Source organism: Paenarthrobacter sp. 10L412, from assembly GCF_056395565.1.
The window spans coordinates 1-22,130 of the sequence record NZ_JBFTJT010000013.1 but is presented as its reverse complement, the minus strand read 5'-3'; the positions used below and the strand labels follow the sequence as shown (position 1 = coordinate 22,130).

The 22,130-nt window shown below is 59.7% G+C and carries 19 protein-coding genes and 1 pseudogene; 10 read left to right on the top strand and 10 right to left on the bottom strand.

Annotated elements, in window-relative coordinates; translation table 11 throughout:
* Positions 1-137: 137 nt before the first annotated feature.
* The 4 genes from AC1DD7_RS18010 (at position 138) to AC1DD7_RS17995 (ending at position 4,705) form a co-directional block, all read left to right on the top strand.
* Positions 138-1,169: a DUF4192 domain-containing protein gene (locus tag AC1DD7_RS18010; protein WP_477516052.1), complete on the top strand. Its 1,032-nt coding sequence runs from the start codon at positions 138-140 to the stop codon at positions 1,167-1,169.
* A 434-nt stretch (positions 1,170-1,603) separates the two neighbouring features.
* Positions 1,604-2,860, top strand: coding sequence for an ABC transporter substrate-binding protein (locus tag AC1DD7_RS18005; RefSeq protein ID WP_477516051.1), 1,257 nt, complete (start codon positions 1,604-1,606; stop codon positions 2,858-2,860).
* 145 nt (positions 2,861-3,005) lie between these two features.
* Positions 3,006-3,848 carry a carbohydrate ABC transporter permease gene (locus AC1DD7_RS18000; protein WP_477516050.1) on the top strand — a complete coding sequence of 281 codons (843 nt, stop codon included), beginning with the start codon at positions 3,006-3,008 and terminating at the stop codon, positions 3,846-3,848.
* A complete protein-coding gene (locus AC1DD7_RS17995; RefSeq protein WP_477516049.1) occupies positions 3,845-4,705 on the top strand; it encodes a carbohydrate ABC transporter permease in 861 nt (286 codons plus the stop codon). The genes AC1DD7_RS18000 and AC1DD7_RS17995 overlap by 4 nt, the downstream gene beginning before the upstream one ends.
* Before the next feature lie 836 nt (positions 4,706-5,541).
* Here the strand turns inward: AC1DD7_RS17995 and AC1DD7_RS17990 are convergent.
* The 9 genes from AC1DD7_RS17990 to AC1DD7_RS17950 form a co-directional block, all read right to left on the bottom strand.
* Positions 5,542-5,994, bottom strand: coding sequence for a VOC family protein (locus AC1DD7_RS17990; RefSeq protein WP_477516048.1), 453 nt, complete (start codon positions 5,992-5,994; stop codon positions 5,542-5,544).
* Positions 5,995-6,139: 145 nt separating this feature from the next.
* Positions 6,140-6,889 carry an SDR family NAD(P)-dependent oxidoreductase gene (locus AC1DD7_RS17985; protein ID WP_477516047.1) on the bottom strand — a complete coding sequence of 250 codons (750 nt, stop codon included), beginning with the start codon at positions 6,887-6,889 and terminating at the stop codon, positions 6,140-6,142.
* Between the two features lie 136 nt (positions 6,890-7,025).
* Complete coding sequence (locus tag AC1DD7_RS17980) at positions 7,026-8,012, bottom strand: Gfo/Idh/MocA family protein (RefSeq protein WP_477516046.1); 987 nt, start codon at positions 8,010-8,012, stop codon at positions 7,026-7,028.
* 135 nt (positions 8,013-8,147) lie between these two features.
* On the bottom strand, positions 8,148-9,434 hold the full coding sequence (locus AC1DD7_RS17975; protein ID WP_477516045.1) for an MFS transporter: 1,287 nt from the start codon (positions 9,432-9,434) through the stop codon (positions 8,148-8,150).
* A gap of 28 nt (positions 9,435-9,462) precedes the next feature.
* Positions 9,463-10,455: a Gfo/Idh/MocA family protein gene (locus tag AC1DD7_RS17970; protein ID WP_477516044.1), complete on the bottom strand. Its 993-nt coding sequence runs from the start codon at positions 10,453-10,455 to the stop codon at positions 9,463-9,465.
* Positions 10,455-11,354 carry a sugar phosphate isomerase/epimerase family protein gene (locus AC1DD7_RS17965; protein WP_477516043.1) on the bottom strand — a complete coding sequence of 300 codons (900 nt, stop codon included), beginning with the start codon at positions 11,352-11,354 and terminating at the stop codon, positions 10,455-10,457. The genes AC1DD7_RS17970 and AC1DD7_RS17965 overlap by 1 nt, the downstream gene beginning before the upstream one ends.
* The gene (locus AC1DD7_RS17960; protein ID WP_477516042.1) at positions 11,296-11,925 is read right to left on the bottom strand and encodes a VOC family protein; all 630 of its coding nucleotides are present in this window, start codon (positions 11,923-11,925) and stop codon (positions 11,296-11,298) included. The genes AC1DD7_RS17965 and AC1DD7_RS17960 overlap by 59 nt, the downstream gene beginning before the upstream one ends.
* The gene (locus AC1DD7_RS17955; RefSeq protein WP_477516041.1) at positions 11,922-12,917 is read right to left on the bottom strand and encodes a LacI family DNA-binding transcriptional regulator; all 996 of its coding nucleotides are present in this window, start codon (positions 12,915-12,917) and stop codon (positions 11,922-11,924) included. Before AC1DD7_RS17955 ends, AC1DD7_RS17960 begins: the two co-directional genes overlap by 4 nt.
* Entirely contained in the window at positions 12,910-13,896 is a 987-nt protein-coding gene (locus AC1DD7_RS17950; RefSeq protein WP_477516040.1) for a Gfo/Idh/MocA family protein, read from the bottom strand. The genes AC1DD7_RS17955 and AC1DD7_RS17950 overlap by 8 nt, the downstream gene beginning before the upstream one ends.
* 140 nt (positions 13,897-14,036) lie before the next feature.
* Here AC1DD7_RS17950 and AC1DD7_RS17945 point away from each other — a divergent pair, with 140 nt between their 5' ends.
* From AC1DD7_RS17945 to AC1DD7_RS17925, 5 genes are all read left to right on the top strand, one after another.
* On the top strand, positions 14,037-14,684 hold the full coding sequence (locus AC1DD7_RS17945; RefSeq protein WP_477516039.1) for a bifunctional 4-hydroxy-2-oxoglutarate aldolase/2-dehydro-3-deoxy-phosphogluconate aldolase: 648 nt from the start codon (positions 14,037-14,039) through the stop codon (positions 14,682-14,684).
* Positions 14,684-15,226: a P-loop nucleotide/nucleoside kinase family protein gene (locus AC1DD7_RS17940; RefSeq protein ID WP_477516038.1), complete on the top strand. Its 543-nt coding sequence runs from the start codon at positions 14,684-14,686 to the stop codon at positions 15,224-15,226. Before AC1DD7_RS17945 ends, AC1DD7_RS17940 begins: the two co-directional genes overlap by 1 nt.
* A gap of 312 nt (positions 15,227-15,538) precedes the next feature.
* On the top strand, positions 15,539-16,957 hold the full coding sequence (locus tag AC1DD7_RS17935) for an MFS transporter (protein WP_477516037.1): 1,419 nt from the start codon (positions 15,539-15,541) through the stop codon (positions 16,955-16,957).
* Between the two features lie 114 nt (positions 16,958-17,071).
* Positions 17,072-17,884, top strand: coding sequence for a sugar phosphate isomerase/epimerase family protein (locus tag AC1DD7_RS17930; RefSeq protein ID WP_477516116.1), 813 nt, complete (start codon positions 17,072-17,074; stop codon positions 17,882-17,884).
* Between the two features lie 107 nt (positions 17,885-17,991).
* A complete protein-coding gene (locus AC1DD7_RS17925) occupies positions 17,992-18,783 on the top strand; it encodes an SDR family NAD(P)-dependent oxidoreductase (RefSeq protein ID WP_477516036.1) in 792 nt (263 codons plus the stop codon).
* A 910-nt stretch (positions 18,784-19,693) separates the two neighbouring features.
* On the opposite strand, the gene AC1DD7_RS17920 is transcribed toward AC1DD7_RS17925, so the two are convergent.
* Positions 19,694-21,139, bottom strand: a complete 1,446-nt coding sequence (locus AC1DD7_RS17920) for an APC family permease (RefSeq protein WP_477516035.1) — start codon at positions 21,137-21,139, stop codon at positions 19,694-19,696.
* Positions 21,140-21,738: 599 nt separating this feature from the next.
* Between AC1DD7_RS17920 and AC1DD7_RS17915 the strand changes: the two are divergent.
* Positions 21,739-22,130 (top strand): annotated as a pseudogene (locus tag AC1DD7_RS17915) (hypothetical protein); the annotation flags it as partial.

Sequence of the window (22,130 nt, the reverse complement as noted above, 5' to 3'; positions counted from 1 at the left end):
ATCCTCCCGAACTTTCCGTCCCTGCCCCGGTCCCCCAAGTTGCACTCCAGCCCCTACCCCAGCGCACAGGTCCCCTATCAGAACGGCCCACAGGACCAACGACCTCAAATGAAGACACAAGGGCAAGGAACAGGACAATGAATGAGCTCACCATCAAAGACCCAGCAGACCTACTCAGCTTTATCGGCCATACCCTGGGTTTCTGGCCGACGGAGAGCCTCGTCTGCATCACCCTGGACAAGAACAAAGTCGGCGCGACCCTCCGCATCGACCTCCCCCGCCAACCAGGAAACGAACTCGCCTACGCCCGCACCGTCAGCAGCTACCTGACCAGCGACACCACCGCGACTAGCATCGTCTTCGCCCTCTACACCTCAACCCAATCGGAGCCAGGACAGCCCAAACCGCACGCAGCAACCATCGCCGCGCTCACCGGAGTCCTCGCAGAGAATGGCGTCATGATCCGCGACGGGATCTTCGTCAGCGACGACACCTACTCCCCCTACGACGCCGAACCTGGCCAGGACATCAGCCTGCCGATCAGCACCACTGAATACAGCCGAGTCAATGCCGAATTCATCTACCGTGGCAGCACAATCGAACCCACCAACAAAATCGTGCTCCCAGCCCCTATCCAAGCAGCAGACCACGCCACCGCCGTCGAGGAACGCATGCAATCCGTCCGAACACAACCCCCTGACGAAGCCGCACGAGAAGCGAGCAGGCTCTGGATAAGGATGCTCGAATCAAAGGACTTCCCCAGTGACGAGGACTGCCTCAGCCTGATCGCCAGCTTCCAGTTCCCCCACATACGCGACCGGCTCATGACGGACATCCCCGGAATCGACGAACCACCCCAACACATCCTCTTCGCCCAAACCAATGCCGCACCACAATGGTCGCGCATCGAATGGGCCCAACAACTCCTCCTCCACGCCTACACCAGAACCAGTCCACAACACGCAGCGCCCATCCTCACCACCATCGGTTACATCAATTGGTGGCAGGGCCGAGGATCCAAAGCACACCAATACATGCAACTTGCCCTCGACACCGACCCCGGCTACCGCTTGGCACGCCTCAGCGACCAAATGCTCGGAGCCGGCATCATCGCCTGCTGGAACACCAACAAGGACACGGCCTACAAAACCAACCTCGATATGCCCTAGGGACTTTTAGATAGCGGCGTGGGATCTGGCCTGATCCAGAGGAGACGGCCGTGTCTGATGACCGGACCTGTGAGTGGCGGTCACATCTGAAGACTCATCGCGACGAGCGTGGGCGTGTATGAGCCAATGAGAGCCTGTCAGATCCGGGCAGGCCACTGATAGTGGCGTAGCGCCCTCTGTCGTCGTCGCGAAACTCGGAAGCTTTGACATCCATACCCAAATCTTCCTTGACAGACCGATGCTTGGGCTCTAAATTTAGTGCAACCGATCTCAGCAACCGATCTCACTGCTAATTTCGAAAAATGCAACCGATCTCAAAGGAGAGACTCGATGATCAAATCGGCTTCTCCCGCCCGTCGGCGTCCCGCATATAGCACGCCACGCTTGAGCACGGCATGCTCCCGCATCAGCAAACCCGTTCACAGGAGAAATTCATGATCAAAAAGCGATGGGGCTTGGCGCTCGTAACAGCCGTCGTAGCTGGCCTTGCCCTCAGTGGTTGCTCGCCTTCAGCGTCGGAACCCAAAGGGCCCGTGACGCTGAACTACTGGGACTTCCTCGATCCCAGTCAGGCTAATCCGCGTTCAAAGGCCCTAAAGGAAAACATTGCCAAGTTTGAGGCGGCCAACCCGGACATCAAGATCAACCTCTCCGTTGTTTCCCTTGGCGATATGCTGAACAGGCTGCCTCAGGCCGCGGCAGCAGGTCAGGCCCCTGATGTCTTCAAGATGTTCACGCCCGTAGTTCCCCAGATGGCGTCGGCCGGCGTTTACTCCCCGCTGCCTGACGCTGCATCGAAGGTGACTGACTGGCTGCGTCCGACCGACACCCTAGCGGGACCTGACGGCAAACCGGTGGCCGTGCCATACGAATACCGAACCTGTGCCCTTTACTACAACCAAAAGATCCTCAGCCAGATCGGCGCGAGCGTTCCCACCACCTACAACGAGGTCGTTGAAGTTGCTAAGAAGGCTGCTGCCGCTGGCTATACCGGCTTTGGGACCGGCTTCTCAGACACGGACAACTCGGCCATCATCAGCACTTTCTTCAACTGCTTCATGACGCAGGTTGACCAAGAAATCTGGAACAAAGATGGGCAGGCGGATTTCGCGACTGCGAAGGGCAACGAGTTTGGTGACTTCCTGGCCAAGCTCAGGGACGCAAAGGCTCTAGGTAGCAACGTCGTTTCTGACACGTACGGTACCGTGGCGGACGGCATGGCGAGCGGCACGGTCGCCATGGCAGTTTTGGGCACGGAACGAGCGGTTTCCTTTGGCTCGCAGAACAAGGACCTCAAATGGACGGCCCTGCCTAAAGCGAGTACCGGTGATACAACAGGTACCACCATTGGGTGGACTTTGGGCATAGGCAATGGCAGCAAGAACACCGAGGCCGCGTGGAAGTTTATCGAGTACATGACCGGGCCGGAAGCCGGTGCTCTGATGGCAACCGGCGGTGAGGTACCCACCCGTGCAGTCACATACCAGCAACCCTTCTTCTCCACTCCGGAGGCGAAGACCGTCAACGACATCGCCGCCTACGTCAAGACAAACAGCGAACCACGCACGTATTCCAACACATGGACCGCGCTTGCCACTGGCCTCTCCCAATCCGGGCAGAAGCTGACCCTCAACGGTTCATCAGGCAACGACTTTATCCGTTCCGCGCAGGATGCGGCCAACAAGAAGTAGTCGCTCGATATCAGGGGAGCCTGAGAAATCGGGCTCCCCTCGGAAAGAACAGATGATGTCAACAGAAAGCCCCACCCGCAGCCAGCGCAAGACCGCAATGCCCCCCGCAGGCACTCAAGCTTTTCGCCGTGTCCGTAGAGATCGAATGGTATGGCTCTACGTCGTCCCCGTCAGCGCCGTCTTCCTCTTTGTCTTTGTCGGACCGCTCATCTACACGGCGTGGACGGCCCTTCACGAGACGTCCTATTACCAGATCGGCAAATTCTCCGGTCTGAATTCCTTTGCACGACTGTTCTCAGATTCAGACCTGCCGAGCCGCATATGGACAACCTTGGTGTTCTCGCTCGGCGCCTTGGTTATCGCACTGCCGGCGGGACTTCTGTCTGCGATCGTCCTCAACAACCTTCACCGCTTCAAGCGTTCCGTCCGAAGCCTCTTCCTGCTGCCTTGGCTGATGTCCCAGGCAACTGCAGGAACAATCTGGCTTTGGTTCCTCAATCCAAATTACGGTCCTGCTTCTGCTATCACTAAATCCCTCGGATTCGGTCCTACCGATGTGTTCTCGTCGCCGACCAGTGCCCTTGTTGCAGTAACTCTGATGACGGCCTGGTGGTCCTACCCGCAAGCCATGCTCCTTTTCCTGGGCGCCCTTCAAACGATTCCTGAGGAGCTCCGCGAAAGCCTCAAAATGGACGGGGGCGGCATCTGGCACCAGTTTGTGAACATCACGCTGCCCTATTTGCGCAACACCATAGTCTCCGTCGTGGTGGTCCTTCTCATGCTCTACGTGCAGATGGTCACCATCATCCTGGTCACCACAAGAGGAGGCCCCATCGGGTCTACAGAGACGTTGTCTATGCGGGTCTACAACCAGATGTTCGACAAGTTCGATCTCTCCGGAGCCTCGGCAACGGCGATCCTGCTTTTCGCCGTCAACATCGTCCTCACCCTCGTGGCTATTCGCTTCCGACGAAAGGAAAGCCTGTGAGCACCACAACCCCCCGCCGCCAGCGACGCTTGGGCAGTTTCGTTCGGGCAATCCCGGCCTGGGCGTACATCATCCTCTCCGCCGCGGTCGTACTTCCGCCGATCGCATGGATCGTGTCCACGTCGCTTAAGACCGGTTCGGGCACCCTGGAATTCCCGCCAAGGTGGATACCAACCCCATTCTCTTCCGAAGGCTATGTTGGTCTCCTGACCTCGACCAACTTCCGCTTTTTCGCGAACTCTCTTATCTATGCTTGCGGTTCTATCGTTCTTGCCCTGCTAATTTGCATCCCCGCAGCGTATGTGGCCACGAGGTATCGGAGCCGCCGCATGGAAACTTTGATGACAGGGATTCTGGTCCTGTCCATGGTGCCGGCGATCGTGGTCTTTATCGCGCTGTACTCTATGTTTGTCAAAACCGCATTGATCAACACTTACCCCATGATGATCATCGTTTACACGGCAATCATCTGTGGACAAACCATCCTGTTTCTGCGCAATTTCATCGAGAACATACCCGTCGAAATCGAGGAAGCGGCAGCAATTGATGGCTGCTCCCGCATGCAAATCTTGTGGGGCATCATCCTTCCGCTCATCCGACCTGGTATCGCTGCCGTGGCCATCTTCATCTTCGTATTCGTTTGGAACGACTTCCTTGTGGGCACCGTCCTCGCCACCACAGAAGACATGAAGACCGTGCAGAACGGCATAGTGCGATACATAACTACCGGCTTCGGTAGCTTCTGGGGACTCTTCGCCGCATTCATCGTCGTTGCCTTCATCCCTGTCCTCTCAATCTTCCTGGCATTCCAGCGCTGGTTTGTGGCCGGCATGACCTCCGGTGGCGTCAAGGGGTAGCTGGAGCAACCGTCCAGCCGCAGTCTTCGACAACGCACAAAGCAGGCCCCGTGACCGCTTCCGACGGTTCACGGGGCCTCCCCGTGGGCACCACGGACGTCCTACTCCCTGAGTGTCCCCTCCAACAGGAGCGGAGGGCGCGCATTACCTTCGCTGTGCGGCCGGATGAACTGCTGGAGACCGGGCTTGTGGCCCACTGCAGCATAGTCACCCGATCGGATGCGTGAGACCGCTATTTTCCAGCACAATGGTTCCGGCGGTCCGTTCACTTCTGGGCTAAGGGTTCTCCCGCCGCTTCAGTTAGGCGCCGGACGGCTCGGCCACTGCCGGGTTGCCATACCGCCGTCGGGTTCAAGCCAAAAACGGGATAACGGAATCTCTCACGGTTATTTATGCCTTACGGCCTGCAGGCAAGCCCCTTAGACAAAAGTGTCGGCCCGCCCCGCCTGGGCAACTTGACCGCCGGTATGGAAGAAAACGTTTATCGGACGGTCGCCATATTTGCCGCAGATGGTCAGCCAGCGTGCGATCACTCAATTTGTCGGAGCTGGCCTGATCGGTGAGGGTCTCATGGCCACCGAGTCCGCCCTGGAGCGTAAGAATCTTGGCGGGCGGGCCAAACAGCTCTGGGACCTTCAGTCATGCTGGGTGTTGGAGCAACATATGCAGTGTGGGTGGGCAGGATGCAACCTGCCCACCCACAGCCTATCGATGTACTCAAGCTCAACTCATAGTTGACTGCCGGCCCAGCTTAAGCCGTACGCGCCCCGTACCCTGTCCCGAAACGAACTCTGTCGCGTTGGCTGGCTGAGTGCGTCATTCAGCGAGCGAGCCACTTATGAATCCTCGCTCGAGCGCCAGTCTGGCGACTGAATCAGCTCTACGCGATTTCCGTCAGGATCGAGAAGGTAAACCAGCCATCCGCCTGCAATGGGGCCTGAGGTCGGGGCAACGGGTTCGGATACCGCGCTGTAACCAAGCGCTGTCATCCTGGCGTAAACCTTTCGCACGTCAATACCTGTAAAGGCAAGGTGAGCCGTGCCCGGTTGTGCCTCTGATGGATTGACGGCCGGCAGTAGCGGCTCGGCATGGGCGAGTTCCAGTCGAAAGGATCCATCACTGGTAGCGAGAAGCATGGCTCTGACCTTAACGTCGGGACGGCCGTAGAGTTCGCCGATGTATGGTCCCGACGTCCACGCATCCAAACGCGCTAGTCCGAGGCCATCCACATAAAATCGCTCGCTCCGCTCCATATCCGTAACGTGCAGGGCAGTGTGATGATGTCGCATTAAGTGTCTCCTTGGTAGATCAGGGACTCGTCTCTGATTGCTGAATTGCCATTCAGGATGAGAGCAGCCCAAAAGCGTTGATGTTGGGTTGAGTGAGTCATGGGCACAGCGGCACGGGCGGCCAATGAGAGGCCCTGTCGGGTGTTTAAGTTCCGATTCCCAGATGTGCTCCACCGGCCACATCGAGAGACACTCCCGTGATGTAGCGGTTGTCAGGGTCAGAAAGGAACAGGATGGCCCGGGCAACTTCATCGGGTTCGGCAAACCGGCGCATCGGCAGTTGTGCTGCCCTCTTCGCTCGGTTGGCTGCTGCGTCCGGGCCGGAGTCCCGGGCAAATTGAGCCCACATGGGTGTGTTCACCGGTCCTGGTGCGATCGCGTTCACGGAGATGCCGTTGGGTCCGAGCAGCTCGGCAAAGGACCACATGATGTGGAGGACGGCGAGCTTGCTCGCGTTGTAGGGCAGGTAGTTGAGGCGTGCTTCTTTGGCCGCAACTGAGGACAGGACCACGATGGCACCGGCTGTGCCGGTCTCAAGCATGGATTTTGCGGTCTCCCGGACCATGGTGAAGGTCGCGGTGGCGTTGATCCTCAGGATGGAGTCGAACTCTTCGGTGGTTGTTTCCATGATGTCCGGGGTGGGGCCAAGCACTCCGGCCGCGTGCACGAGGACGTCGATACGGCCGTATTTGGCTTGGATGTCCTGTATGACCGTTGCGCATTGTTGTTCCGAGGTGATGTCAAAGCGGTGAAACGCCTCCAGGGACTGGTCCTCTTTGGGGGAACGGTCGGCGCCGATGACCATGGCTCCTGCGGCTGTGAATGCGCTGACTGCAGCGTCGCCAATTCCTCCGCTTGATCCGGTTACCAGAACGACCTGGTCTTTGAGGCTCATCGGTTCTCTCCGCTCTGGGCGCAGCTTGACTGCAGTGCTCCTGTGGTCGGAGCGTGACGTGCTTGCTTCATGTTAGTTTCCTTACTCGATATTGCTCGGTTCGGCAGGTCGTCCTTTGTTCGGCTTTCGGTGATGCTTAGGGGGCTGGCACCTCCCGGGCGCCGGAGGCCGCCGCTGTCCGGACTGCGTCGGCGATTTCCGTGGCGCGAAGCGCCTGGGCGAATGTAACGGCAGGCGTTTCACCCGCGCAGAACCTCAGGCCGGCTTCTGCCTGGCGGAGGAAGAAGTCGGAGGGCTCGAAGTTCTTTGCGTGTTGTCCGCCGTCACGGTCCCACACGTGAAGGGAATCGTTTGACCACAACATCCGGCCGCTAGTGGCCAGAACATCGATGGTGACGCTCCAATCCCCCTCGTTGAGCCCTTGGGGTTCCGGCCAGGGAGACCAGTAGCTCTGCACGGTGAACACGGCTCCAGAGGAGAATTCGAGGGTGGAAAGAACGTGTTCTGGTACTGGAGAACCGTACAGGCTCCTGCTCGCGCTGGTGGCCAGGACTTTTGGGTCACCCTCGAACCAGGAAGAGACCAGTTCAATGGCATGAATGCCGTTCACTACCGCAACGCCGCCCTCTTTCGGATCAGCACGCCATGATTCGACGTTCTCCTTATAGGCGACCGATCGAACACTAACAGCGATCACGTCGTTGTCTCGGACCCACTGGGTGATTAGTGGGACGGCCGGATGCTGGTGAAGCGTGTATCCCACCATGAGTCGTTGGTTCACTCCTGAAGCGGCGGCCATGATGGCAGCACCTTCGGCATCTGCCGCCACCGGCTTTTCCGTCAGCACCCAAAATCCCCTGTTCAGCAGATCCGCACAGATGGCCGGTTGCAGAGTGGTGGGCAACGCGACGACGACCAGGTCCAGTTGAGCAGAACGGAGCTCCTGGACGCTGGGCAGCAACTGCGCGCCCAACTCCTGGGCAAGTGCGAACGCGCGCTCGTCCTTCTCCACTAGATGAGTAACATCGGCACCCACCTTGGCGAATGCTCTGGCATGACGGGATCCGGCCCAGCCGGCCGCTCCCACCACAGCGACGCGCGGCGCCTGTGCCGCCGTCGTCATGATGCGGGCCCCGCGAACGCCAAGCCGAGGGTGAAAGAGTTACTCATGAAATCTCTCCTTTGAGGTCCGTCGAAACCAATGAGAACGGTTGCAGATATCCGGGGTTTCCAACCATCGGTGTCTCTAGAAAGGGTGTCAAGGACCCTGTATTTTCAGTGCCTGTTTCGGAATCGGTGAGTGTTCTTCAAGCATGCGTGGCTTGTTGACCATGATGGCCCCCGTCACTAGCACCAAGAGCCAGACACCGAGCATGCCGAACGAGGGCAGCCAGCCGTCTCCTGCACGGTGCAGGAGCGCGAACAGGAAAGGACCGACGCTTGCTAGGGCGTAGCCGGTTCCCTGGGCAAACGCGGACAAGCTTCCTGAACCGGATTGCGTTCGTGTGCGCTTATTAATCATTGTGAACGCGAAGGAATAAGCGCCTTGGCCCAGCCCGGCAATGACAACCCAGACCGCTGCAGAGGCTGGTGGAGCGAAGATGATGCCTCCGTAACCTATTGCGAATGCGACCACAAAGACGATTGCTATAGGTAGCGGGCGGGGCATTCTCACGGCAACCACAGGCGTAATCAAGGCCACCGGCAACGCGAGAATTGAATAGAGCGCCAGCATAGATCCAGCAGCTTCCTGGCCTATCCCTCGGTCGACGAGAACAGTCGGAAGCCAACTGAGCGCCGTAAAAGTATTGCTGGAGCCACCGGCAAAGATCAATGCCGTGCCCCAACCGATTGATGATTTCCAGGGCTTGACAGCGTTCGCCCGGGGCGGCGGCGCGTCCTTGGCTGGTGGACTGCTGGAGCGGGCAACAGCTCGTTTGACGGCAAGGAGCGTCAGCCACGGCAACGCAGCGACCGCGCTGAGGGCAGCCCAGATACCGATGGAGAACCGCCAGCCATAAAGAGTGCCCAGGGGAATGGCAAATTGGGCGGCCACAGCCGTGCTGACACCCAGGAGAGTGACATGGAGCGCTGCGAGAATCCCGATTCTGTCGGGAAAGTACTTCATCAAGAGAGGCGGCGCCACGACATTGACCAGACCAATCCCGAGCATGGCGATACAGGTGAACACCAAAAATGCCAGGACGTCCGATCCCACTGCGCGGCCGAACTGCCCCAATGTTGTCAGCAGGATCGCAACCAGTAGGAGGTGTTCCAGCTGGATGCGCCGCAGGAGCGGCAGCGCCAGGAAGCCCATCACTGCGAAGCTGGCGGTCGGGAGCATGCCAAGGATCCCTGTGGTCACGGCGTCAAGGGGAAGGTCCGTGCCTATTTGACCAAGGAGCGGGGACGCCGCCGAGACCGCTTCTCGCGCGCTGAAGGCAACCAGCAGGATGCCTGCAAGCGCGATGAAACGCCCACGAAGCGGCCGCTTCCCCGCCCCTCTGGCTTTTAGTCCACCCTTACGCACACGACGTCGAGCCAAGTTGGCACCTCCCTATATCCGTGGAGATTCAGGTTGCGTTGACTGCGTGGCTCGCCCATTCGCGCCCGGTTTGCTCTTCTGTGGGCAGGCCGGCTGCGGCGAGGATCTGGTCCAGCAGGCGCTGGGTGCGTACAGCTTCGCGGCCCGAGGTAAGCGGCTGCGCCCTGTCGGCGACCCGGTCCAGGAAGTGGTGAACGGCGGCCGAGAATCCGAGGGTGTCTGTCGCAGTAGCCCATCCGTATGCTTCGGCGCTCAGTTCCCGTGATGTCGTGACGCCGTTAATGGTGGTGGAAACGGTTTCGGGTGCCCTGACTTCGACGGTCTTTCCGTCACCGTAGGCGTCCAGTTTCTCGTTCCATGCTCCTGCTGTGCGGGCTGCCATCAGGACGCCGGTGTTCCCGGTGCTGAAGCGGATGGTCGCTGCGAGTCCGTCTTCTTCCCAGGGATCCTCACCAGCGGCGTGGGCGGCGACGTGTTCCGGTTCGCCTCCGCAGTACCAGCGGAGGAGATCGACCATGTGGATGGCGTTCTCGAACGTTGCACGGTATTCAGATCCGGGGCGGTTTTTCTGGGCGACGCAGAAGGTAGCACCTTTGTCGCCAAAGGCTTCCCGGCCGGCCGTGTAGACGGGCGCATAGCGGCGGTTGAAGTCAACCATGAGTATCCGTCCCCGCTCATCGGCGAGGTCTGCCAGATGCGCTGCCTCCTGTGTCGCTGGGGCAAGCGGCTTCTCGCAGAACACGTCCACGTCGCGGTTGAGGCAAAGTTCGACGGCGTGGGCGTGCTCGGAACGCGGGGTCAGTATGAAGACCGCGTCCAGTTCCTTCGCGGCCAGCATCTCCTCCACTGTCTTGTAGGCGGCGTTGAAGCCCCAGCGCCGGACCAGGCTGGTCGGATCTTCGCGCCGGGAAACCAGGGCAGCCAACTCGACGTCGTCCCGCTGTACGAGGGTGGGCAGCTGCGCAATCGTCGCGATGTTGCCGGCGCCGATAACTCCGACGCGGAGGCGGTTGGTGTTCATCAGGCGTTCCTTACTTCAGCTAGATCAGTGAGCATTGAGCGCAGGACGGCGACGGATTCCCGGAATCCGTCCTCGGGCGCGGGGAGATCTTGCGGGTGCCAACGGTATTCAAGCTCGATGCTCAGTACGTCGTCGTAGCCGTGCTGCAGCAGTGCGGCGAGGATTGGAGACCATGGAACAACGCCGCTTCCCACGACGCGTGAACGGACTGCGCGTTCGGAGGCGTTGACCCGGGCGGTTTCCGAGGCGCGGAAGGCCGCGTTGGGATTTGTGAAGACGAGGTCTTTCACGTGGACGTGGCCGATCAGGTCACCTTGGACAGCGAAGGCTTCTTCATAGTTTTCGTCGTGCGTGAAGGTCAGGTTGGCCTGGTCATAGAGCACGCGGATGGACGGCTGGGCAATTTCCCGGACCAGGGCCGCTGTGTCTGCCGCGGTCTGCGTCATGGTGCCGAAGTGGTTCTCGACGCAAAGGCGGACGCCAGCCTGCTGGGCTTCGGGTGCAAGTGTCTCCAAGGCCTTACGCAGCTGCCCCCACCGTGCCGCGTGGTCGGTGTCTCCTGGGTGCCAGGAGCCGGCGTAGACACGGACCCGGTCAGCACCGAGCAGTTGTGCGGTATCTATGGCTCCACGGAATTCGTCGACGGCGATGTGCCATTCGGTATCGTCCAGTGAGTTGATGGCGGTGGTATAGGGCGTCAGTCCCACGATGGGTATACCTTCGCCTTCGGCCGCTTTGAGTGCCTCCATCGCGGAGTGCCGATCCCCCAAGGGCAAACCGGACTTGTAGTCATCCTGGTAGATGACTTCGGCCGCATCGAGCCCTGCGGCCCGGAAGAGACTAAGTGCTTGGGGAACCGTGTGGTTCGGGGTGCCTAGTGTGTGACCCGCTAGCCGCATTGTTATATGTCCTTTCTGAAGTGTTTGGAGCTGCTGTCCAGTCCGCGGGACCGACCAGCCGGGGAGGGGCCGGGACGCGGGATCGATCCACGATTTCCATCAGCAGGCCCCATGGGGTAATGAAATAGGTCCAGCGGTTGCCGGCTACACGAGGGCTGTCACCTGCGACTTCCTTGCGCTCACCGAGCACGCGTACCCCTGGTGTTTCCTGCAGCACTTCGATAGCTTCATCGACGTCGTCCACGACGAAGCACAGGTGGTGCCCGCCGGCGTCGCAATGACGCGGTGGCGTCTCTCGCCGCTCAGCACTGCTCCACTCGAAAAGCTCGATGTTGAGATTCGGTGGCAGGCGGAGCATGGCAAGCGTGAGCTTGGCATCTGCAGGGACTTCGAAGTTCGTGGGCATGAATTCTTCGTCTGGCCCGCGTTCGGAGCGATATAACTCTTCAGCTCCGAGCACTTCGACGAAGAACCGAACGCCCTCGTCAAGGTTTGGAACCGTCAACCCGACGTGGTCTGTGTGGTGGAGTCCCGGCAGACGCCGGAGCCTCTGCTCCTGTGCCCCGCTCATTTGCGGCGCTCCGAGGTGGAACCACGGACCAGAAGCTCGGGTTCGAGGACGATATGGTCCACCGAACCGTCAACATTTTGCTTTTCAGCCAGTTCGATTGCGATATGTCCCATGTCTGCGATCGGCTGCCGCACCGTTGTCAGGGGAGGGTTGAAGCGCGCACCGAGAGCAAGCCCATCGAACCCGATGACCGACACGTCGTCCGGTACCCGTAGGCCACTTCGGCCGAGCGCCGAAATCACTGCGAAAGCCACCATGTCATTGGCCGCAATGATCGCTGTGGGCGGATTGTCCATTTCCAGAAAATGCTCTGCGCCGCGCGTGCCCGCATCAAGGTCTGACCCGCTGTCGAGCACTATAGGTGTGCTGCCGCTTTGGGCAGTGAGCTCCAGATAGGCGTCCATCCGGTCCTGGGCCGTATGTGTCCCGGCGATACCGGATACGTAGCCGATCGAGGTGTGTCCCAAGGAATGCAGATGATCCAACGCCAGCATGATTCCTTTGCGGCTGTCGACCGTGACCGTAGGAACGGAGTCGTCGCCTTCCACGCGGTCAATCACCACCACCTTGTGGCCGAAGGCGAATCGCTTGAGTGCCTCGGTGTCCACCTTTGTGGAGGGTGCGACAATCCCGAACGGTGCATACATCGCCTGCATGGCAGTAAAGTAACCATCGGATTTGGCTGGGTCCCCGTTGGTGACGCAGAGCATGAGTTGGTAGCCGCGCTCGTCCGCTGCCTGCGTCATCGTCTTGGCAAGTTCTGCGAAGAACGGGTTCGTAATGTCAGGGACGATCAGAGGGATGATGGTGCTGGTCTTTCGACGGAGCGCCTGTGCCAGCGGACTCATGGTGTAGCCAAGTCCCTCGGCAACCCGGAGGATGTGCTCGCGTGTTTCACTCTTCACCGCCTCAGGGCGTGAGAACGCGCGGGAGACCGTTGACCGATGGACACCGGCAGCTTTTGCAACGACGTCGATACTCAAGTCAGGCATGTTCGTTTCCTCCGTGCTGGTCGTCATAGGCCCGCCAAATGGGGCGCATGACATCTTCGAGCTGGGCCAGCGTGGGCAGGCCTCGGAATCCATCTTCCAGTGTCCGTGCCACGTTCCGCACGAACGGATCATAAAGAGGGTCGCTGTCGACATTGATCTTGTCGATCTCTGTGGTGCCGTCCAGCGCGGTGAAAGTAGCTGTGCCGTCCGAATCAACAGAGGCGAATCCTGACTCTCCAGCGGAGGTAAAGCTGCAGTAGCGCTTCAGCGGCGAGCCAGGGAATGCGTAGCCGACCTCGACAATCGCTTCGCGTCCTTCCGGTGTCGTGATGATCAAGCTGGCATGGTCCTCGATAGCTTGGCCGTGAAGAACCGATGAGAGTCGGGAATCCACCTGCGCTGCGGGCTCCTCGCATCCTCGGAGGAACAGGTCAACAAAATGCGGGCCCAGGTTTGCGAGGCATCCTCCCCCGGCCTTGACCGGGTCGAGCATCCACGGATTGGCATTGTCGAGATACCGCGCCGGAGGGCCAGCAATGAATGAGGCTCGCTGGTAGGTGGGCCTGCCGGCCTTGGCCAACCACTTCTCTGTGGGGCCGCCGCGCTGGACCAGGGGCACAGTGGCCGGTACACCAGCTGCTTCGGCAGCTTGGCGCACGGTGGAAAGCTCGCCAAGGGAAGTGCCCAATGGCTTTTCCACCACGAACGGAATACCCCGCTCGATCAGGGCAATGCACTTTTCTGCCATCCCCTCGTGGGGACCAAACACATATGCGAGTCCCACGTCGGGCAAATCCACCAGTTTCCGCCAGTCAGCTTCAACCGGCGCTCCCCAGCCGTCGGCCAGTTTCTGCACCTGCATACGGGATACATCATGGTCGCCTACTGCGATCATGTCGTGCTCTTCGGCCATGGCCTGTGCGCAGAGCGGAACATGCCAATGGGAAGCGCCAAGAATGATTGTTCGTACATAAGTCAACCGCAATACCCCCTTGTATGAGATCGGTTGCTGAGATCGGTTGCAATAACACTATGGATGGTGGGAGAGTTTGTCAACGAAACATCAATAGAGCCGGGTGGCTCGATACAACGATGCCAGCCCGCCAGAGAGAGGCCACCATGTTAAAAAAACTTCGCACCCTGCAGACCATCGACGAGTCCGGGGCTGTCCTCATCGTGCGGCTTGAGAGCGCAAAAGTCGCCGAGAAGGTCGCGGAGGCCGCCATCGATGGAGGCTTCCGGGCACTGGAGATCACCCTTTCGATTCCCGGTGCCGTAGACGTCATCCGGCGCCTGGCAGCAAAGTACGGACCCAGCGGCGTGGCCGTCGGGGCGGGGACTGTGCTCGATGAGCACTCCGCGTACGAGTGCATTCGCGCCGGCGCCGAGTTCCTGGTCAGCCCCCAGTTGAACCCCGCGATGATCCGTACAGCAAACAGGTATCAGGTGCCAACCATCAGCGGAGCCTACACACCGACGGAATTCGTTGAGTCCGCAGAGGCAGGCGCTGACATCCTCAAGCTCTTCCCCACCGAGGCCGGCGGGGTGGCCTATGCGAAGGCAGTGCTGGCACCTCTGGCACACCTGCCGATCATGCCTGCAGGTGGCGTAACCCTGGAAAATGTGGGCGAATGGTTCGCCGCAGGTGTGGCAGGCGTCGGCGTGGGCAGCTACGTGACCAAGGCATGGCAGCCTGACGGCGACTTCGCCCGCGTTACCGAAGCGGCCCGGTCCTTCCTCGCCGCAGTAGCAGAGGCCCGCCGATAATGTCCCCCCAAGTCTTCATCGTCATTGGACCGGCAGGCTCAGGGAAGACAACCGTTGCCCAACAAACGGCTGAGAAGCAGCAAGCGGCATATCTGGACAAGGACCGGGTGAGCGGCCGCTTCGTGGAATTCGCGCTAACTGCCACTGGGCATGACCCGACCGACCGCGAGTCCAATGATTACTACCGGGCCAATCTGCTGCCCCTTGAGTACGAGACTCTCATGGATGTGGCAGGCGTAAACCTGCGCCTGGGCCGCTCCGTAGTTCTCGACGCCCCTTTCGGAGCCTATTTTGGCGATCCGGACTACCTGACCCGGGCGGCCAATGACTTCCACTGGCCCTCCCCCGAGATCACTGTGATACGGGTTCGGGTGCCTCAAGACGTTCTGCGTTCGCGGCTCACCCGCCGTGCCTTGGACCGCGACCAGTGGAAACTAGCTCACTGGGACGACTACTGGGCCATCTATGGCAGCCTGGAATGCGCCTGGTCCGGTGTGCGGTTTCTGGACTTCAACAACGAGGCTCCGCTTTCCGTCGATTGATGCAGCCTCGCGGTGGGCTATCAGTGGCGCCGGCTCGGGACGAAGCGGCCCTACGGCACATTGACAAAGATCACATCCCATCCGTATCGTTGAATGCAACCGATCTCAGCAACCGATCTCATTCGGAGACCTGGAGGATTGTGAAAGCTTTCTTCGCATAAGCGCAAGCAGCGCCGCCTGCCCCGCACCGACCGCCGCCCCTGGCATTCGTTGTCCGGTCGGACGCATTTACAGGCGGCCCGGCCCGGCACACCAGGTACCCAGACCCAGCACTGTAACGACAGCGCTAAACGTGAAAACATGGAGAGTTCAATGAAGACCTCAAAAGAAGCCGTCGGCAGTTCCGACACTTCGGGGCGTCCCGAAACGTCCAAGCATCCGCGCCGCACCCTGAACATGGTTGCAGGCACGATCGGCCACTTCGTTGAGTGGTACGACTGGTATATTTATGGACTGCTTGCGGCGGTATTCTCGTCGCAGATATTCCCCAGCGACTCCGCGTTCGCATCCCTGATCGCCGCATTGCTCACCTATGCCGTTGGGTTTGTTGTACGGCCGCTTAGTGGCATCATCATTTCGCCGCTGGCCGATCGTTTCGGCCGGCGAGTCATTCTCACCCTGTCCATTTCCGGGATGGCCCTCGGCTCGCTCATCATCGGCCTTACGCCATCATTTGGGACCATCGGCTACGCAGCGCCGGTTCTCTTTCTGGTTGCGCGCATCCTCCAGGGCATCTCAGCGGGCAGTGAGGGACAGAGTGCGATTGCATTCATGGTCGAACATGCTCCAACGAACAGGCGAGGCCTGTTCGGTTCCTTCACCAATATGGCAAGTGGCCTTGCAACCCTGGCAGCTACGGGCGCAGCCGCAATGGTGACGTCATCGTTCTCCACCGCCGACCTCGCCGCATGGGGCTGGCGCATCCCCTTCGTTGTGGGAGGCTTCCTCGGCATCGTCGGCCTAATCCTAAGGGCCCGGGCTGAAGAAACCCCCGAGTTCGAGGCAGAAGCCCTTGTGGACCAGAAGTCTGCCGCAGCCCGCCTGATGGACCTGCTTCGCGAACATCCGAAGGCGCTGCTGCAGGCAGCTGCGCTTTCCGCGCCGGCCGTGGCCTACTACACTTGGGCCACATTCCTTCCCACCTACGCCAAACTGACCACCGGCCGGGACCTCGCGTCCACACTGGCCGGAAGCGTCATCGGGCTGGCCCTGCTGGTGATTATCGTGCCGACCTGCGGCGCACTCTCTGATCGACTCGGCCGGCGCAAAATCTTCCCTATCGTCGGCGCCATCGGCATGATCGTTCTCTTCTACCCCCTGCTCCTGCTCCTGAACCAGCCTGGCTTCTGGGTATACGTCCTGGTATCGGCCTCCGGGTGGGTTGTTCTCGGTATCTGGCAGTCGGTCTATCCGACCATCCAGGCCGAACTCTTCCCGGCATCCGTCCGGGTATCAGGCATCGGCTTCGCGCATCAGATCGTGATTGCCGTCTTCGGTGGTACCGCACCGCTGGTTGCTGCCGCTTTCGTCGGGGCCGGGCAGCCGATGCTCGTCGCCGTCTACATGATCGTCGTCGTCGCCCTCTGCCTCGTGGTGTACTTCACGCTTCCCGAGACCGGCAACCGTGGGGGCCGTTCCACCGTGGCACTCGCTGACCCTGAGGTACTCGAAGGCGAACAGTTGATTTCGGGCACGACGTCGATGGTCGACGTATCCAGGCACTCCAAATAGACGCTCGGCACCGAGCTGTCCTGGCTCGGCTGCAGCTCAAAATTCAATGTGCGCTATGAAAGAAGCCTTCTTCTAATGGCGCGGAACTGAGAGGACTCCTCCTACGTGAACAGCATGATTATCAACACGTTTTCATATCTATGGTCAGCGACGGCGATCGATGCCATAGCCGAACTTGTCGACAACGGCTACAAAACGTTCGAAGTGCCAGTCAGCTCTCCGCACTGCTGGCCGGATGAGCTGTCGGGCTCCGAACGCACGGCCCTCCAAGCCAGGCTCAGCCAGTATGGTGCCAAGATACGGTCGTTGAACGCTGGCGGATATGACATCAACCTTGCCAGCCCCGGCGCCAACATGCGCCGCAAAAGCATTGACCATATCAAGTCAGTGATTGACCTGGCTGCCGCCTGGGACGTACCCGAGGTTGTGATCTCCCCCGGCACGCGACGTCCTATGATCTCACCCTCACTCGAAAGCGTCCACGGATGGATGTATGAAAGTCTAGAAAATCTCATCCCGCTGGCCAAGGGGGCTGGCACACGACTGCTCTTCGAAAACACCCCCTACTGCTTCACTCCCACGATCCGGGACTTGGCAGGTGTCGTCAGCACGATCAACGACGATTCAGTCAAGATCGTTTACGACGTCGCCAACGCTGCCTACATCGGTGAGGATCCCGTAGCAAGTCTGCGTGAGCATCACAAGTCCATCGGACTCGTGCACATTTCCGATACCGGCGTGGACAGCTGGGGGCACGACCCCATCGGTACGGGAGTCATCGACTGGAATGGGTTGGGCGAAGCCGTCAAGGACACGTGCGGCGTCAAGAACGTCGTTCTGGAGATCATCCGTGAGCAGAACCCGGTCAATGAATTTGCGAAGGCCATGCAGGACCTCAAGAACCGCGGATGGGAGCTGGAGGGTTAACTCCCACGCCGGAAATCCGGCTCCACGAAGAATTTTCCAACCACAGAAACTTGCATTGTTGAGAGACACTTTTCAATGCGTATCAACCTTAAAGAGGAGTTTGCGTAATGAGGGCTTTGGTCAGTGGCGGAAGCAGCGGAATCGGCGCAGCGACATCCCTAAGACTCGCGGAGGCGGCTCTGGAACGTGGGGTGCACCCGATGATTGCCGTATGTGGACACGAATCGAACACCAGCCAAGATGAGGTTGTTCGTTCAATCCAGGCAATTGGAGGCACCGCCATCGCCTTGGCAGGTGATCTCGGGGATCCCGATGTGCCAAGCCAGCTGGTCAAAGCTGCTGTAGCAGAATTCGGTGGCCTGGACGCGCTGATAGCCAACGCCGGAATCGCCAACCCCGGAACCATATGTGACCTGTCCATCGAGGACTGGGACGGAATGTTCTCCGTCAACCTCCGGGGCTCATGGCTTCTTGCCAAGGCGAGCTACCCGCACCTGAAGGACAGCCATGGGGCTGCCTGTTTCACCTCCTCCATGTCCGGCCAACAACCACACGCGGGATCGGGCGCCTACAGCCCCAGCAAAGCTGCTTTGACAATGTTGGCCCAGACACTCGCTTTGGAATGGGCACCCGAGGGCATCCGCGTAAATGTGGTCTCCCCAGGCATGACCCACACCCGGATGACTGAAAAAATGTATGAAGATCCCAAAATCAAGAAGGCGCGGGAGGACATTATCCCCTTGGGGAGAATTGGAGATCCGATGGACATCGCCAACGTGATCGAATTTCTAGTTAGCCCTCTATCGGGCTATGTCACCGGTCAAGACATCTGCGTTGATGGTGGCTTCTCAAAGTCCATACTGAGCCACATTCCTGGTCGCCCCAGCTCCAAATCCTGACCTGCCTGTAACGACGGCGCCCCCACCAACGCGACTCCAGCCGCCTCCTAGGCATTTAGGAATGAGGGCCGCCGGGCGTGACGATGGCGTTGTCGGCGGCCAAGGCTACCGATGGCAATCGCAAGAACAGAACGGAGGCCACTCATCTCCGCAAATCAGAACACGAGGAGGCGCCTTGTATATGGCAAAGAGCGGTTTGGACGGATCAGAATGGACGGCCAAAGAGTTTGCGAACCTCCAACCCGAAAAGCGGAGAGCGGCCCGGCAGGAGCTGACATGCTTGTCCTGTGACGGCCCCGCAGTATTTCGAGCAGGGCAAAAGCTCGCCCGTCGTTCGCTGCCCGCCACGAGCGGGGCTGCCGGTTGGTTGCGTCGTCCTGGAGCGCCTTCCAATACCTGGCGGCACCAGGGCACCATAGTTAGGGATTCAGGAGCGCCCGTCGCCGGAGCCTGACCCGCGACTGCTCGAACAACACATGTACTGGCTCTGCTCTTGGCGGAAGGCAAGCCCCACGTCAAAGGGACGTGGGGCTCTTTCGCGCCTCATCGATTCACAGCGCGAACGCGACAGCACCGAGTGGAACTGCAGATCATGCCTTAACCGACGCGACCCGGTTCCGCCGTTCCCGCTGGCAAGGGACCGCTAGGCCGTGATTACGCGTTCGGCCTATTTCTTCCCGGCAGCTGGCCAGGGCAACCGACAAACCTTTTCGTCGGACGGGGCCTCAAACCCCTCGTTCCGCTGGGACGTCCCGTTTAACACAGCAGCCCTCGGTTCCACGTCGGGTTTTGCCTCCGACGTGACAAGCAAACCGCTGACCTGGCACTAACTGCTCCCCGCGAACTTGACTGAGTTTGGTCCAGTCCACGGGAAGCAGTCACCTTTCTCTTATCCGACTGAAGTCCGACCTTATTGACGCCCGATGTGGGCATAGGTGGCCGGCTTGGTCCGCCGGTAAACCACCGCGAGAGCGATGCCGAGCACGAATAGGCCGAGGATCAATGCCATCAGAATGGTTGCCAGGACGAAGGAGCCGCCGACCAGGAGGGGAAAATTGACCCCCGCGAGGATCAGTCCGGCTCCCAGACCGATAAGTGACACGGCCGGTAAGACGACCCTGCTCCACACAGAATGCTGCCGGCCATGGAGACGCAGGTAGACCGGAACTGCGACGCCTGTCACGAAGATCACGCCGAGGATCACGAAACTGGTGATGCCGAGCAGAGCCGTATAGAAGTCAATGGCCCCGATACCCGTGAAGATCACTACAAGGCTTACAACCAGGCCTGCACCGCTAATGGCCATGGACGAGATGTGCGGAGAGCCGTGGCGGGGGTGCACCATACTCAATTTCCGCGGAAGGATGCCGTCGGCACTCAAATTGAAGGAATATCTGGCCGAAATATTATGCGCTGCGAGGATCACCGCAAAGGTACTCGTATTGACGAGGACGGTCGCGGCGTCCGCGAGGACTTTCCCGCCGAAAGCCTGGAGGCTGTGAGTCATTGAACCGGTTGGGTCCTCGGTGGCGGCTTCAACTACCTGGTCGAGACCGATCGAGTTGAGGAACAACAGTGCGGAAAGTCCGTAGACGACCGTCCCCAAGGCGATTACGGCATAGGTGACGCGAGGAATCGTTCGGCTGGGATCCCGGACCTCCTCACGGAACAGAACGGTCACCTCGAAACCTGCAAACATCCCGAGAGCGAAGAGCAAACCCAGAGGGAAGGACCCATCGAACCAGTGCATCGGGCTCAGCGGTGCAATGGAGATGCCCTCATGGCTTGCTCCCCCATTGACGAAGACCAGGACGTCGTAAGCGACCACGATGACGACCTCAAGGAACAGGAATATAGTCAGCACCTTTGCTGACAGTTCGACCTTGAAATAGCCGAGGATTGAGCTGGCAGCCCAGAAGATGCTAGCCCAGACGTACCAGGGAAGGTTGGGCCCGTTGAGCGTGCCATGGACCAACTCTCCCATGACGACACCTCCGAACACGACGCTTCCGGCATAGGCGCAGAAGTAACCCAGAAGTGCTACTAGACCAGAGCCAAGGCCGACTTCCCGACCGAGTCCGGCGGTGATCATCGAGTAGAAACCGCCGGGCTTCGGCATGATTTTGGACATTCGCGTGAAGCCGACGGCAAAGGCGCCCAGGATGGCCCCTGCAATGATGAACGACACTGGCGTGCCCAGGCCTGCCCCGCTGCTCACCATGATGGGGATGGCGCCGACGACGACCACCAGGGGGGCGTTGTACGCCACCACGCTGAAGAACAGCGAGAGGAACCCCATGTTGCCCTTGAGGTGTGGCTGGCTCTGTGGCGGCGCCTTAACATCCACTGAACTCATTACGTCCATATTCGATCAGTACCTTCCTGGAAATATTAGTCTTCCCCGAGACAGGGCCGCGTCTTCAGCGCGGTCCAACATGAGCGGCTGCTCCTTCGGCGCATCGCGAAAGTCACCAAGGCCTGTTCAGTTGTTGGGACATGCATCACACGCCGATGGTCTGAATATGATGTTCGCTGCTTGGTCATCTGCTCGTCACTAGTTGTTTTACCAACGAGCCGTCAGGACTTTGGCTTCCTCCCAATCACCAATACCCACCCCCGATATCACGCTGATCAGGTGCATGACTTGGCATGCTCATTGATGGCGACGTTGTCGATGGTGCTGCGATTGTCGGTACCGCCGGTTGAAGGCTTTGCCGTCGCCGCCGCCGATGCAGGCGCTGGAATACCCCCAACTCCTGCTAGGTCGATTTGTTATAACACCACTATCCGAAGCGTTTCACGTGGGAAAAAGTCAATTCCTACGACTGTCGTGAAGGTGCTGGGTTTCACACGGTGGAGACGGCAGGCTCCCCAACTAAAGAGCGGTCCCTTAGTGTCGACACGACCTCAAGACAACGTCTTGACCACCTTGAGAAGAAGGAAGGGTGTTTCACCTTGAACCAATCGCGAACAGCCACGACCGAGTTCGAGCTCGTCGAGCTTGATCATTTGGGTATGTGGTCTGAAGCAAACCTCCTTGATGAGGGTCGGATCCCGGGCAAGGACCTTGCCACCGTCGAGTCATCAGAAAACGACACGGTGTCGGAGTACCGTCTGACATCCGGGTCGGTGCCGCAGGAGGGCGTTCCTGCCGGGAAGTACTACCACTTCAGGTGGACCAGCCACACCGTCTACCCGGGCGTCACCAGCAGTGTCTACCTGTACCTGCCCCACGGCGCCGAGGAAGCCGAATCGGTCAACCTGATGATCTGCCTGGACGGCCTGGAGTACACCGGAGAGAAGGTTCGTGCCACCACAGTCCTGGACAACCTCGTGCACACGGGCGA